General features: G+C 63.2%; 12 protein-coding genes. 2 read left to right on the forward strand and 10 right to left on the reverse strand.

The genetic code is table 11. From position 1 onward, the window contains the following. Window positions 1-46: 46 nt before the first annotated feature. The 9 genes from phoU to JQ575_RS12280 all read right to left on the reverse strand — a co-directional run bounded on the left by phoU (window position 47) and on the right by JQ575_RS12280 (window position 9,209). Window positions 47-763 (reverse strand): phosphate signaling complex protein PhoU, encoded by a 717-nt coding sequence (gene phoU / locus JQ575_RS12240; protein WP_212033448.1) that lies wholly within the window; start codon window positions 761-763, stop codon window positions 47-49. Between the two features lie 23 nt (window positions 764-786). Beyond that, window positions 787-1,608 carry a phosphate ABC transporter ATP-binding protein PstB gene (gene pstB / locus JQ575_RS12245; protein ID WP_212033449.1) on the reverse strand — a complete coding sequence of 274 codons (822 nt, stop codon included), beginning with the start codon at window positions 1,606-1,608 and terminating at the stop codon, window positions 787-789. Further along, window positions 1,605-2,450, reverse strand: coding sequence for a phosphate ABC transporter permease PstA (pstA, locus tag JQ575_RS12250; protein WP_212033450.1), 846 nt, complete (start codon window positions 2,448-2,450; stop codon window positions 1,605-1,607). Before pstA ends, pstB begins: the two co-directional genes overlap by 4 nt. 3 nt (window positions 2,451-2,453) lie before the next feature. Beyond that, window positions 2,454-3,443 carry a phosphate ABC transporter permease subunit PstC gene (pstC, locus tag JQ575_RS12255; RefSeq protein WP_212033587.1) on the reverse strand — a complete coding sequence of 330 codons (990 nt, stop codon included), beginning with the start codon at window positions 3,441-3,443 and terminating at the stop codon, window positions 2,454-2,456. Between the two features lie 255 nt (window positions 3,444-3,698). Then, entirely contained in the window at window positions 3,699-4,709 is a 1,011-nt protein-coding gene (gene pstS / locus JQ575_RS12260) for a phosphate ABC transporter substrate-binding protein PstS (RefSeq protein WP_212033451.1), read from the reverse strand. Between the two features lie 143 nt (window positions 4,710-4,852). Further along, on the reverse strand, window positions 4,853-6,157 hold the full coding sequence (locus JQ575_RS12265) for an ATP-binding protein (protein ID WP_212033452.1): 1,305 nt from the start codon (window positions 6,155-6,157) through the stop codon (window positions 4,853-4,855). A 43-nt stretch (window positions 6,158-6,200) separates the two neighbouring features. Then, window positions 6,201-7,256 (reverse strand): lysylphosphatidylglycerol synthase domain-containing protein, encoded by a 1,056-nt coding sequence (locus JQ575_RS12270; RefSeq protein WP_212033453.1) that lies wholly within the window; start codon window positions 7,254-7,256, stop codon window positions 6,201-6,203. 259 nt (window positions 7,257-7,515) lie between these two features. Beyond that, on the reverse strand, window positions 7,516-7,812 hold the full coding sequence (locus JQ575_RS12275) for a hypothetical protein (protein ID WP_212033454.1): 297 nt from the start codon (window positions 7,810-7,812) through the stop codon (window positions 7,516-7,518). A 2-nt stretch (window positions 7,813-7,814) separates the two neighbouring features. Then, window positions 7,815-9,209 carry an OmpA family protein gene (locus tag JQ575_RS12280; RefSeq protein WP_212033455.1) on the reverse strand — a complete coding sequence of 465 codons (1,395 nt, stop codon included), beginning with the start codon at window positions 9,207-9,209 and terminating at the stop codon, window positions 7,815-7,817. Window positions 9,210-9,536: 327 nt separating this feature from the next. On the opposite strand from JQ575_RS12280, the gene JQ575_RS12285 reads away from it, so the two are divergent. Then, on the forward strand, window positions 9,537-10,595 hold the full coding sequence (locus JQ575_RS12285; protein WP_212033456.1) for a polysaccharide deacetylase family protein: 1,059 nt from the start codon (window positions 9,537-9,539) through the stop codon (window positions 10,593-10,595). A gap of 191 nt (window positions 10,596-10,786) precedes the next feature. Further along, window positions 10,787-11,587, forward strand: a complete 801-nt coding sequence (locus tag JQ575_RS12290; protein WP_212033457.1) for an SDR family oxidoreductase — start codon at window positions 10,787-10,789, stop codon at window positions 11,585-11,587. A 170-nt stretch (window positions 11,588-11,757) separates the two neighbouring features. Here JQ575_RS12290 and boxB read toward each other — a convergent pair whose 3' ends face one another. Further along, a complete protein-coding gene (boxB, locus tag JQ575_RS12295; RefSeq protein WP_192735721.1) occupies window positions 11,758-13,194 on the reverse strand; it encodes a benzoyl-CoA 2,3-epoxidase subunit BoxB in 1,437 nt (478 codons plus the stop codon). Window positions 13,195-13,322 lie beyond the last annotated feature (128 nt).

Raw genomic sequence — 13,322 nt, forward strand, 5'->3', positions numbered from 1 at the left:
TATCCGATATTTTTGACGCGGTTTGTTACGCGAACGTCTTCCGCTTCTAATTTCCCGGCACCGTGGTGGCGAAATTGGTCATGTCGCCCTTCGGGCGCTTGTCGAGGATCTGCTGGCCTTCGATCATGTAGAACACGGTCTCGGCGATGTTGGTGGCATGGTCGCCGATCCGTTCGATGTTCTTGGCGCAGAACATCAGATGGATACAGAACGAGATGTTGCGCGGATCTTCCATCATGTAGGTCAGGAGTTCGCGGAACAGCGAGGTGCAGATGGCGTCGACTTCCTCGTCGCCCTTCCAGACCGCCATCGCCGCCGGCAGGTCGTGCGACGCGTAGGCGTCGAGCACGGACTTGACCTGCGACTGCACCAGGTCGGTCATGTGTTCGAGACCGCGGATCAGTTTCAGCGGCTGGAAATCGTTCTCCAGCGCCGCGACGCGCTTGCCCATGTTCTTGGCGAGGTCGCCGATCCGTTCCAGATCGGTGGCCACCCGCATGGCGCCGACGATCTCGCGCAGGTCGATGGCCATCGGCTGGCGGCGGGCAATCGTCAGCACCGCGCGTTCCTCGATCAGGTGCTGCAGGCGGTCGATCTCGGCGTCGGAGGCGACGACGCGTTTTCCCAGCGCAACGTCGCGCCGGATCAAGGCATCGACGGATTCGGTGATCATGCGTTCGGCAAGGCCGCCCATTTCGGCGACCAGGCGGGTCAATTCCTGAAGATCGCTGTCGAACGCCTTCGCGGTATGCTCTGAAGCCATTGTCTTCTCCTCGCGATGTGCGCTTAGCCGAACCGGCCGGTAATGTAATCCTGGGTGCGTCGATCGCTCGGCGAGGTGAAAATCTTGTTGGTGTCGTCGAATTCGACCAGTTCACCGAGATACATGAAGGCGGTCTTGTCCGAGACGCGCGCCGCCTGCTGCATGTTATGGGTCACGATGGCGATGGTGTAGTCCTCCGCCAATTCTGTGATCAATTCCTCGACCTTGGCGGTCGAAATCGGGTCCAGCGCCGAGCAGGGCTCGTCGAACAGGATCACTTCAGGGCGCACCGCCACCGTGCGCGCGATGCAGAGCCGCTGCTGCTGGCCGCCGGACAGGCTGAGGCCCGAGGCATTCAGCTTGTCCTTGACCTCGTTCCACAGCGCGCCGCCACGCAACGCCTTTTCGACGCGGCCGTCCATCTCGGATTTCGAGATCTTCTCATAGAGGCGGATGCCGAAGGCGATGTTTTCGTAGATCGTCATCGGAAATGGCGTCGGCTTCTGGAACACCATGCCGACCCGGGCGCGCAGCAGGTTGAGATCGAGCTTGGGGTCGAGGATGTTGGTCTGGTCAAGCATCAATTGCCCGGTCGCCTTCTGGCCCGGATAGAGGTCGTACATCCGGTTGAAGATCCGCAGCAGCGTGGACTTGCCGCAGCCGGACGGTCCGATGAAGGCGGTGACGCGGTGGGTGCCGAGCGTGAGGTTGATATTCTTCAGCGCGTGGTGCTCGCCATAGTAGAAGTTCAGGCCGCGCGCGGTCACTTTCGGCGGCGCGTCGGGCAAGGCGACCTGCGGAACAGGTCCGTTCGCAGCACTCACGGATACGGAGAGATCGTTCATTTTGCTGTCCTCTCGGCGCCGAGGATGCGCGCGCCAATATTCAGGGCGAGTACGGTCAGGGTGATGAGCAGCGCCCCGCTCCAGGCGAGTTGCTTCCAGTATTCGTAGGGGCTCTGCACGAAGTTGTTGATGGTGACCGGCAGGTTCGCCATCGTCTTGGTGAGGTCGAGGCTGAAGAACTGGTTCGACAGCGCGGTGAACAGCAGCGGCGCGGTTTCGCCGGCGACGCGGGCGGTGGCGAGCAGCACGCCGGTGATGAGGCCGCTTCGCGCGGCGCGATAGGCGATGCGCTTGATCACCAGCGAGCGCGGCAGGCCGAGTGCGGACGCCGCTTCGCGCAGCGGATTGGGCACCAGGCCGAGCATATCCTCGGTGGTGCGGACCACCACGGGGATCACGATCACGGCCAGCGCCAGACAGCCGGCAAAGGCCGAGAAGCCGCCCATCGGCACCACGATGGCGCCGTAGACGAACAGGCCGATGATGATCGAGGGCGCGCTGAGCAGGATGTCGTTGATGAAGCGGATCACCGAGGTGAGCCGGTCATGCTTGCCGTATTCGGCCAGATACGTTCCGGCCAGCATGCCGAGCGGCGCGCCGATGCCGACCCCGATCACCGTCATGATGATCGAGCCGATGATGGCGTTGCGCAGGCCGCCATCGGTCGAGCCGGGCGGCGGCGTGTCCTGGGTGAAGACGGCAAGGTTGAGGCCGGCCAGGCCGTTATAGAACAGCGTGAACAGGATCAGCGCGAGCCAGGTGACGCCGAACAAAGCGGCGCCGACGCAGAGGCCGCGGATGATGATGTCGTTGCGGCGGCGGGAGGCGTAAATCGGGTTCATGGCTCAGTTCCCCGCCTTCTTTTCCAGCCGCATCAGCATCAGCCGGGCGGCCGACAGCACGAAGAACGTCAGCACGAACAGGAGCAGGCCGAGCAGGATCAGGCCGGACTGGTGCAGGCCGTCGCTCTCGGCGAATTCGGAGGCGATCGCCGCCGAGATCGTGGTGCCCGGCGCGAAGATCGAGGACGAGATCTTGAACGAATTGCCGATGATGAAGGTGACCGCCATGGTTTCGCCGAGCGCGCGTCCGAGCGCCAGCATCACGCCGCCGATCACGCCGACCCTTGTGTAGGGGATCACGACGTTGCGGACGACTTCCCAGGTGGTGCAGCCGACGCCGTAGGCGGCCTCCTTCAGCACCGGCGGCACCGTCTTGAAGACGTCGACCGAGATCGAGGTGATGAAGGGCAGCACCATGATCGCCAGGATCAACGCGGCGTTGAACAGGCTGAGATAGGACGGGGGACCTGCGAAGATGGTGCCGAGAACCGGCACGCCGTCGAAGATGCTGATCATGAACGGCTGGAACGAGTTGGCCAAGAACGGCCCCAGCACGAAGAAGCCCCACATGCCGTAGATGATCGAGGGAATGCCGGCGAGCAGTTCGACCGCGAGCCCGATCGGACGGCGCAGCCAGATCGGACAAATCTCGGTCAGGAAAATCGCGATGCCGATACCGACCGGAATGGCGATCATCATCGCGATCACGGAGGTGATCAGCGTGCCGTAGATCGGCCCGAGCGCGCCCAGCACCGGAGGATCGGCCGACGGCGCCCAGCGCGAGGTGAACAGGAACGAGAAGCCGTATTCCCTGATCGCAGGCCAGGCGCCGACGATCAGCGACAAGATGATGCCGCCGAGAATGAGCAGCACCGAGATCGCGCAGGCCCGCGTGAGCCAATAGAAGGTAACGTCACCAAGCTTGAAGGCGCTGAGGGCCCTGGCGCGATCGTAAGGTCCTGCAGCTTCCATCACGTCGCTCTGAACGGCCATGTCTGCCACGCCAATCCCCTGTACTGTATAGCCCAACTGCCCCGGACCCGGCGCCGGTTTTGCACCGGACTCTTGAACCAAGACCCCTGTCGACCAAGACCCTGTCGATCAAGTCACTCGGCAAACCAGACCCGCCCGTATTCGCCCTCCTGCCCGGAGGGAAAGACCCAACCCGGAAAGACCCGGGTTGGGCAGAGTGGGAGCACGCTCCCATTGTCGCCGGGCCGGAACGCGGTCCGGCTCTTGTTCTCAAGTTCAGCTCTTGATCTCGGCGGTCCAGGTCTTTTCGATCAGCTTGACCACGGAGTCCGGCATCGGGATGTAGTCGAGGTCTTCAGCCATCTTGCCGCCCTTCTCGAACGACCATTTGAAGAACTTGATGGCTTCCTGGGACGCGGCCTTATCGGTCGCCGACTTGTGCATCAGGATGAAGGTCGCGGCGGTGATCGGCCACGAGGTTTCGCCGGGCTGGTCGGTCAGGATCACGTAGTAGCCGGGCGCCTTCTCCCAGTCGGCGTTGGCCGCGGCAGCCTGGAACGAGGCCACCGTCGGCTGCACGGTCTTGCCTGCCTTGTTGACCATCGCGGCATAGGTCAGCTTGTTCTGCTTGGCGTAGGCGTATTCGACGTAGCCGATCGCGTTCTTGGTCTGGCCGATGTTGCCGGCAACGCCTTCATTGCCCTTGGCGCCAACGCCCGTCGGCCATTCGACCGCGGTGCCGAGACCGACCTTGGCCTTCCACTCGGCGTTCGACTTCGACAGATAGTCGGTGAAGTTGAAGGTGGTGCCCGAACCGTCGGAGCGGCGGACCACGGTGATGGCGTCGGTCGGCAGCTTCAGCTTCGGATTGAGGTTGGCGATCGCAGGATCGTCCCACTTCTTGATCTTGCCGAGATAGATGTCGCCGAGCACTTCGCCCGAGAGCACGAGTTCGCCCGACTTGATGCCTTCGAGGTTCACGACGGGGACGATCGCGCCCATCACCATCGGCCACTGCACGAGGCCATCCTTTTCGAGGGCCTCAGCCTTCAGCGGCGCGTCGGTGGCGCCGAAGGTCACGGTCTTGGCCAGGATCTGCTTGATGCCGGCGCCGGAGCCGATCGACTGGTAGTTCAGACCGTTGCCGGTCTCCTTTTTGTAGGCATCGGCCCACTTGGAATAGACCGGGAACGGGAAGGTGGCGCCCGCGCCAGTGATATCGGCGGCGAATGCCGAGGTCGAGGCGGCGACGAGGCCTGCCGCGACGATTGTCTTGATGAAATTCATGGCTGGTCTCCATCTGGTGAGCGAAGCGCCTGTTAACGCCCGATCGCGCTCACGCCGCATCCGTTTAGGTGCGGTCAATAGAGCTTTTACGAAGGTTCGATGACAGTTGGATGACAGCCTCAAGCGATTGAAATCGCTGGAGTTTAAGCCCCCGCCGGGGGTTTCGCCTGGGGAAAGCAGGCGGTAAAAGTGGCCCCGTTTTTGGGCACGCTTTCGATCAAAAGCCGGCCGCGATGGCGGTTAACAATATGTTTCACCAAGGATAAACCGAGCCCGGTTCCACCCTGCGCCCGGCTGTCGCCGACATCGACCCGGTAGAACCGTTCGGTGAGCCGCGGCAGGTGTTCCGGGGCAATTCCGGGCCCGAAATCGCGCACCAGCACGCGGACTTCAGGCGTGCCGTCGGCGGAAGCCGCCTGCACCAGCGAGACGATGACCTTGCCGCCGGACGCGCCATATTTGAGCGCGTTCTCGATCAGATTTTCGAACAGCCGCAGCAGTTCCTCGCGATCGCCCGCGATCGTCACCGGCAGCTCCGGCAGATCGATATCGATCGCGACCTGACGCTCATGCGCCAGCGGCTCCAGCCCGTCGGCGACCTGGCGGATGATCGGCACGATGTCGACCGAAGTGTCGGGCCGAACATGCGCCGACAATTCGACCCGCGACAGCGACAAGAGATCGTCGATCAGCCGCGCCATGCGCGTCGCCTGCGCGTGCATGATGCCGAGAAAGCGCTCGCGCGCCTTCACGTCATCCTTGGCCGGCCCTTGCAGCGTATCGATGAAGCCGGACAGGGCGGCGAGCGGTGTACGCAGTTCGTGGCTGGCATTGGCGACGAAATCGGCGCGCATCTCCTCGACCCGGCGCAGCGGCGTCTGGTCGTGGAACGTCATCAGCATGCACTTGTCGGTGCCGCCGAACAGCGTCGGCACCGGCACCGGCGTGATGATCAGCTCCATCCAGCGGTCGACCGGCACATGGTCGAGATAGGTCGCGCGGCGCGGTTCGGTGGTCGCGATCGCCTCGCGCAGGGCGGTGATGATTTCGGGCGAGCGAAGCGCGAACTGGGCGAGCTCGTTCTTGCGCAGCGCAGGCGCCAGCTGGGCTGCCGCCGCATTGAGATGGAGGACGCGGCCGGCGCGGTCGAGCAGCACGGCCGGATCCGGCATGCCGGCCACGACGGCGCTGACAGCGGCAGCTTCGACCGGGTTGACGCCGCGAACGTCCTCGCGCGAGGTGGCCGCATCATGCAGCCGCCATGGCACCAGGGCCGCGGCGGCAATGCAGATAAAGGCGGCAATTGCGCGCGCCACCCCGAGTTCGCCGGTGGCGACGAATACCGACAAAGCGAGGCCGGCAACCAGCAGGATAATGGCCGAATGCCGTAACCGGTCGGACCATGGGGCAAGATAGGAGGAGGAAGAGGAGGAATCGTCGATCGCCATTGTTGGCTTTGTTCCCTCTGTCTTTTGCGTCTTTTACGCGCTTTCAGGCGCCGGTGTCTCCACGCTCGCGCACATAGACGGCCTCACGCCTCGGCTCGGCGTCGGGGCCAGGCGTCAATTGGCGCAGGCGCTTCGACCGCGCACCGAGAATAACCTCCCGAAGCGTCAGCAAGATTACAGATATGACAAAAGGCGCAATATAATAGAGGACCCGGAACAGCAGCATCCCGGCCAGCAAATCCTCCCGGTCCATCTGCGAGAGGCCGACCAGCATGGCGGCATCGAAGACGCCGAGCCCGCCAGGGGAATGGCTGGCGAAACCCAGCAGCGTCGCCGAGACGAAGATGACCGCGACGAAGATAAAGTCGACATTGGACCCGTCCGGCACCAGCATATACATCGCCAGCGCGCAGAACCCGAGGTCGACGATGCCGATGCCGATCTGCAGCAGCGTCAGCGGCCCGCCCGGCAGCGTCACGCTCCACGGTCCGCGGCCGACGCCGCGGGGCTGGGTCCAGACCCAGACCACATAGCCGACGAGGCCGGCGATAATCGCAAACGCCAGGGCACGGTTGAGCCAGATCGGCAACTGATCGATCGAAGCCGCGGCTTCCGGATGATAGGCGATGCCCAGCCCGAGCACGGCGGCGTTGCCGAGCCAGAAGGTGAGCCCGGCCAAAAAGCAGATCTTGGCGACGTCGATCGCGTTCAGACCCCAGGCCGAATAAATCCGGTATCGCACCGCGCCGCCGGTGAAGACGCTTGCGCCTACATTGTGGCCGATCGAATAGGAGGTGAAGGCGGCCAGCGCGGTGATGCGGTAGGGGACGTGGGTGTGGCCGATCGCCCGCACCGCAAACAGATCGTAGAAGGTCAGCGTGAAGTAACCCGCCGCCACGAACAGCGCCGCCAGCACGATCTGGCGCGGCTCGGTGCTCTTGATGGCCTCGATCACCTCGTTGGTGTCGATGCCGCGCAGCATGTGATAGAGCACGTAGCACGCGGTTCCGATGACCGCGACACTGATCACAACCCCGAGCTTATGCAGGACCTGCTTCTGGCGCAGAAACGAAATCGCCCTGCGTATTGCTTCCAGCATCTAGACCTCGAATTGCGATCCCGCGACGACGGCAACGGTGCGAATTCCGCCGACGCTCCGCTGCTCCCTGGGGACTCCAGTAGCGCGTTTTGGGCCGGAGTGGAATTCGTCTAACGACAATAAAACGCGGTTCTTCAACCTATTAGGCGGTATTGATGACAATGAATGCACAGTTTTGCTGCATTCTGCGCGTCCGGAGCGGGGTCCGCAACTCGGACCGCCCGGGTCCCTGGGGCCGGAAAGGGTCATATCGAGCGCTTCAGGCCGCGGGCGCGCTGCGCGAGACCACCCAGTCCCGCAGCCACGACCCCACCGCGCAGCCGCAGAGATAGAGCGCGAACAGGATCAGCCCGAGGTCGAGCCAGTAGCCAAACCGGCCAGGAACCAGGCGCGAAACCGCGGCCGCGACCAGGACGACCGCTAGCGCCGCCAGCCACCGCTTCCATTTTTTCGACACGCCCTCGCCGTGCTGGACGATGGAAATCCAGCCCATGGCGAGGCCAAGCAGCAGCGACCCCAACAGCCAGCCCCAGAAGAACGACGCCAGATAGGCCATCCTTACCTCACCACGAAATCGATACGGCGGTTCTGCGCCTTGCCCTGATCGGTGTCATTGCCGGCGATCGGCTGGGTGCTGCCAAGGCCGGTCGATGTGAAACGGTTCGCGGGCAGTCCTGCCTTGACCAGATAATCCGTGACCGCCTGGGCGCGCTTCTCCGAGAGCGCCTGATTGGCAGGCTCCTCGCCGTCGGAATCGGTATGCCCCACGACCTCGATATTGGCGTTCGGACAGCGCAATGCGGTCTCGATCAGCCGATCGAGCAGCCCGGCAGAGTCAGCCACGATGTCGGCCTTGGCAGATTCGAACCGGATCCTGGCCTTGCCGAGCAGGTCGGTAAACAGCTGCTGGCAGACCGTGGGGTCGACCGGCGCCGCGGTCGGTTTGACCGAGATTTCAGGCTTGAATTGCCATCCCTGCGGAAACTCCTTGCCAAGGCCGGCACGGATCTGGGTCGCGGCCGCCTCGTAAAGCGCGTCGCCCGACAGCTTCACCTCGCGGTCGCTGACCACGAGCGTCCCGGTCGACAGCCGCGACAGCGCGCCAAGCGCCGGCAAGACGGCGGCGGCAAATCCCGATGGCGCACCGATACTGGCCTTGAGATTGTCGACGACCTTCTCGCTGAAGAATTTGCGGCCCGCCGCCGCCACCAGCGCCGCATGGGCGTTGTTGTCGGGCACGTAGCCGGTCAGCGTCAGCGTCACCGCAACCGGATCCTTGTAGGCCTGGAAGATGTAGGGCGGCGCCTTGACGTCGTTGGCCGCGACCGAATAACCCTCGGGGAGATTTTTCAGCGCGGCGGCGATGGCTTCCCGGCCGCCAAGTTCACGCGCCATCCCTGACAGCGTGACCTTGTTGTCGGACAGCGTGATCTTTCCATCCTTCAGTTTTGCGATCTGGTCGAGCAACAGCAGCGCGGCAGCGTCGAAACGCTGCGGCGCGCCGCGCGCCAAATTCATCCGGTCGGAGACCTCGACGCCACCGAGCATCGCGCGCGCGGCTTCCATGAGCTTGCTCTTGCTCGAAGGCAGCGGCGAACTGCCGCCCAGCGTGACCCGGACGACGTCGCGTTCAGCCGACCACACAAACGGCTTGGCTTCGGGAACGAGGCGGGTTTCGTCGTTGACCAGCCGCACGCCCGGCACGGCTTCCACCGACGCAACCGCGCTCTGCCGGCCCTCTTCCGAGAATGCTTCGGCTGCAAACGTCACGTCGCGGCCCGCAACCGCTATTCGCCTTTTGTCGAGGACGGTGTCCTTTAGCGCTGTGGTAGAACGCTGCGCCAGGTCGGCTTCCAGCGGTGCTGTGGTTGTCCAGGCGGCGAAAGCCCAAAGGATGACGAGCGGAATCACACCCGGCCACCATTTGCCACTCCACCTATTAAGTACGCGCATTCGAGTTCCCAAGGGGCTAGTGCCCCGTTTCCGAAGTTCGTCCGCTGTCGCGGCACCCTTGATACGAACTTCGGAAACAAGAGGGGCACTAGCTAAATAACAAATTCCGGTGCCGCTTATCGATTTGAAGTCCCTAATCGAATTCGCGGAGCCCGTGTAGGGACTTCAAATCGGCGGCACCGAGAACAGAGAGAAAACAAACCCTTGCGGGGCTGTCAAACCCGAAATGACACAGAAGCGTCGGGGTGCGGATATTTGCCCGGCTAACCGTTTATTCAACGGTCTGCCGCTAAGTTGGAAACATAATGAAACAGGCGGCAAGTCCTGATGAAAATGCTCCGCAACACTGTCATTCGCGCCGGATTGGAAGCGCTGTACTTCTCCGGTGCGCATTATCTGCTGCGACCAATCTTCGCAGGTATCGGCGCTATTTTCATGCTGCACCACGTGCGCCCTCGCCGCGACGTGGAATTCCAGCCCAATTATCATCTCGAGGTCGAACCGGAGTTCCTGCGCGCGGTGCTCGCGCATCTGCGGTCCATCAACGTCGACCTTGTCACCATGGACGAGGCGCATGCGCGGCTCTCCCAGGGCAAGTTCGAGCGGCGCTTCGCCTGCTTCACCTTCGACGACGGCTATCGCGACAATCGCGATTTCGCGTTGCCCGTGATGCGTGAATTCGACGCACCCATGACGGTCTACGTCACCAGCGATTTCGCCGAAGGCACCGGCCGGTTGTGGTGGGTTGCAATGGAGCTGGCGCTCGCCAAGGCTTCCTCGATCGAGGTGCCGATTGGCGGCGTGGTTACCCGTCTCGATGCCTCGACGCCGGCGGCCAAGCAGGTCGCCTTCGATCGGCTGCACGAGTGGCTGCGCAGCCTGCCGGGCGAGCTCGACGTGCAACGCGAAATCTCCGCGCTCTGCACGCGATATGATGTGGATGAGACGAACATCGCCCGCGACCTCTGCATGTCCTGGGACGAGTTGAAGGCGTTTGCCGACGAACCGCTGGTGACCATCGGCGCGCATACAATCACGCATTGCAATCTGGCGAAGCAGACCGAGGCGACCGCGAATTTCGAGATCGCCACCAGCCGGATGCGGATCGAGGCGGCGCTGCAACGCCCGGTGCTGCATCTTGCCTATCCCTATGGCGACAAGATCGCCGCCGGCCAGCGGGAGTTCACACTCGCCAAGGCGGCCGGCTTCAAGACCGCGGTGACGACCCGGCCGGGCATGATCTTCCCGGAAAGCGCCGGTCATTTGACTGCGCTGCAGCGGGTCTCGCTCAACGGCAATTACCAGGACGAGCGCATCATCCCGGTGCTGACCTCCGGCGCCGCCACCGCGATGTGGAACGGTTTTCGGCGCATCGACGCGGCTTGATTGTCGTCGTCCCTGCGAACGCAGGGACCCATACGCCGCGGCCCATCGGCTAAGCGATGGAGCAGTCACCTTCCGCTACAATCGGATCCTGTGGTTATGGGTCCCTGCGTTCGCAGGGACGACAGGAGTGGACTTCCTTGACTCGCCCTCCCCTCGCGCTCAAAACCGCTGGCAAAGCAAAGGAGGAACGCATGTTCAAGGATCTGTTTTCACTGAAAGGCCGCGTCGCGCTGGTGACGGGCGGGTCGCGCGGCATCGGCAAGATGATCGCGGCCGGGTTCCTCGCGCAGGGAGCTGCGAAGGTCTACATCACCGCGCGCAAGGCCGGTCCCTGCGAGGCGACCGCAAAGGAGCTCACCGCGGCCTATGACGGCGAGTGCATCGCGCTGCCGATCGATATTTCGACGGTCGAAGGTTGCGACCGGCTGGCCGCCGAGATGATCAAGCTCGAGCCGAAGCTCGACATCCTCGTCAACAATGCCGGCGCCGCCTGGGGCGCGGAGTTCGACGAGTTTCCGGAGAGCGGCTGGGACAAGGTCATGGACCTCAACGTCAAGTCGCTGTTCTTCCTGACCAAGGCGCTGGCGAAACCGCTGCGCGCGGCGGCCTCGCACGAACGGCCGGCCAAGGTCATCAACATCGCCTCGGTCGACGGCATCTTCGTCAACCCGACGGAGACCTATTCCTACGCCGCGAGCAAGGCCGCGGTGATCCATCTGACGCGGCGCATGGCGACCAAACTGGTCAAGGACAATATCAACGTCACCGCGATCGCGCCGGGCGCCTTCAAGTCGGACATGAACAAGGCCGCGCGCGATCACTCGGATGAAGTCGCAAAACGCATTCCGGCCAAGCGGATCGGCACCGATGAGGATATGGCGGGAATTGCGATCTATCTCGCCTCGCGCGCCGGCGATTATGTCGTCGGCAACACCATCGCGGTCGATGGCGGCGTGGTGTACGCGAATGCGGGACTGGAGATCGCGGGCTAGTGTGTGGCGTCACCGGTGGTCCGCTCCCTCGCCCCGCTCTTGCGGGGAGAGGGTTGGGGTGAGGGGCTCTATCCACGAGTTCAGAGCGGAGTGAGACCTGTACCCCCTCACCCGCCGCACAAGAGCGCGGCGACCTCTCCCCGCAAGCGGGGAGAGGTTAAGCAAGCGCCTCACGTCTCGATTTTCACGTATTCGAAATCGCCGGGCTTGTTGTCGATGCCGACCTTGGGCGGCGAGATCCAGGAGGCGTAGGTGCCGGCTTCGGTGACCGGGGTCATCAGCGAGGCGATGAAGTCGCCATCGTCCGATGACGGCAGCCAATCGTTCTTGCGCGCGTTCCAGGTGGCGGTGTCGATCAACACGCCCTCCGGGGTCGCGTTGATGTCCTTGAACTCGCCGATATGGCGGTGGAAAGCGACGTCGGGCAGCGTCAGCTTGTACTGGTAGCCGGCGAGCGAGATGATCTTGTTCCAGCGCAGCATGCCCTTGGCGCAATCCTGCGTGTAGTCGTCGCGCAGGCGCATGTTGAGCGCGGTCAGCGCAGGCTCGTCGACGCGCTTGATCACGCCGTCGACCAGCTTCAGAACCGGATAGGTCGCGTTCTTCAGCTGATGGTCGTCGTCGATCTGGGTTTCCTTGTAGCGGCCCTTGATGCCGGCGTTGAAGGCATTCGCGGCGTTGGTCGAGACTTCCGAGCCGAACAGATCCAGCGACAGCGAATAATGCAGATGCAGCTTCTTCTGGATGGTCGGCAGATCGATCACGCCGAGCGCGCGGACTTTTGCGATGTCAGTGGGATCGGTGATCCCTGCCGCCTTCATCGCCTCGCAGGTGCGCTGCACGACGCGGCTGATGCCGGTCTCGCCGACGAACATGTGATGCGCCTCTTCGGTCAGCATGAAGCGGCAGGTGCGCGACAAGGGATCGAAGCCGGACTGCGCTAGGCTGTGCAGCTGCATCTTGCCGTCGCGGTCGGTGAAGTAGGTGAACATGAAGAACGACAGCCAGTCGGGCGTCGCCTCGTTGAAGGCGCCGAGCATGCGCGGCGAATCCGCGTCGCCGGAGCGGCGGCGCAACAAATCATCGGCCTCTTCGCGGCCGTCGCGGCCGAAATACTTTTGCAAGAGATAGACCATCGCCCAGAGATGGCGGCCCTCTTCGACATTGACCTGGAACAAATTGCGCAGGTCGTACAGCGAGGGCGCGGTCTTGCCGAGATGGCGCTGCTGTTCGACCGAGGCCGGCTCGGTGTCGCCCTGGATCACGATCAGGCGGCGCAGCGTGGCGCGGTGTTCGCCCGGGACTTCCTGCCAGGCCGGCTTGCCAAAATTCTCGCCGAACGGAATGACGCGATTTTCCTCCTGGGGAGCAAGGAGAATGCCCCAACGATATTCCGGCATCTTGACGTAATCGAACTTGGCCCAGCCGCGCGGATCGACCGAATAGGCGGTGCGCAGGTAGACCAATGATTGCTGGAAGCCTTCCGGCCCCATGTCGCTCCACCAATCCATGTAGCCGGGATGCCAGCCTTCGAGCGCCTTGAGCACCTGGCGATCTTCACTGAGATTCACGTTGTTGGGAATCTTGGTTGAGTAGTCGACGTTCATGAAGTTCATGGCGTGCTCCTTTTCATTGTGGCTCGCATCGCTTCTTGCTCCGCCGTCATCCTGAGGAGCGGCGTCTTCGCCGCGTCTCGAAGGATGCTGGCTTGGTACCAATCATCCTTCGAGGCTCG

Origin of the sequence: Bradyrhizobium sp. JYMT SZCCT0428, from assembly GCF_018131075.1 — a bacterium.
Taxonomy (GTDB): domain Bacteria; phylum Pseudomonadota; class Alphaproteobacteria; order Rhizobiales; family Xanthobacteraceae; genus Bradyrhizobium.

Coding starts and splice junctions, on each gene's coding strand:
- pstA (WP_212033450.1), bottom strand. CDS start 2,450: ATGAACCCGATTTACGCCTCCCGCCGCCGCAACGACATCATCATCCGC.
- JQ575_RS12285 (WP_212033456.1), top strand. CDS start 9,537: ATGAAAATGCTCCGCAACACTGTCATTCGCGCCGGATTGGAAGCGCTG.
- pstB (WP_212033449.1), bottom strand. CDS start 1,608: ATGAACGATCTCTCCGTATCCGTGAGTGCTGCGAACGGACCTGTTCCG.
- phoU (WP_212033448.1), bottom strand. CDS start 763: ATGGCTTCAGAGCATACCGCGAAGGCGTTCGACAGCGATCTTCAGGAA.
- pstS (WP_212033451.1), bottom strand. CDS start 4,709: ATGAATTTCATCAAGACAATCGTCGCGGCAGGCCTCGTCGCCGCCTCG.
- JQ575_RS12290 (WP_212033457.1), top strand. CDS start 10,787: ATGTTCAAGGATCTGTTTTCACTGAAAGGCCGCGTCGCGCTGGTGACG.
- JQ575_RS12275 (WP_212033454.1), bottom strand. CDS start 7,812: ATGGCCTATCTGGCGTCGTTCTTCTGGGGCTGGCTGTTGGGGTCGCTG.
- pstC (WP_212033587.1), bottom strand. CDS start 3,443: ATGGCCGTTCAGAGCGACGTGATGGAAGCTGCAGGACCTTACGATCGC.
- JQ575_RS12270 (WP_212033453.1), bottom strand. CDS start 7,256: ATGCTGGAAGCAATACGCAGGGCGATTTCGTTTCTGCGCCAGAAGCAG.
- boxB (WP_192735721.1), bottom strand. CDS start 13,194: ATGAACGTCGACTACTCAACCAAGATTCCCAACAACGTGAATCTCAGT.
- JQ575_RS12265 (WP_212033452.1), bottom strand. CDS start 6,157: ATGGCGATCGACGATTCCTCCTCTTCCTCCTCCTATCTTGCCCCATGG.
- JQ575_RS12280 (WP_212033455.1), bottom strand. CDS start 9,209: ATGCGCGTACTTAATAGGTGGAGTGGCAAATGGTGGCCGGGTGTGATT.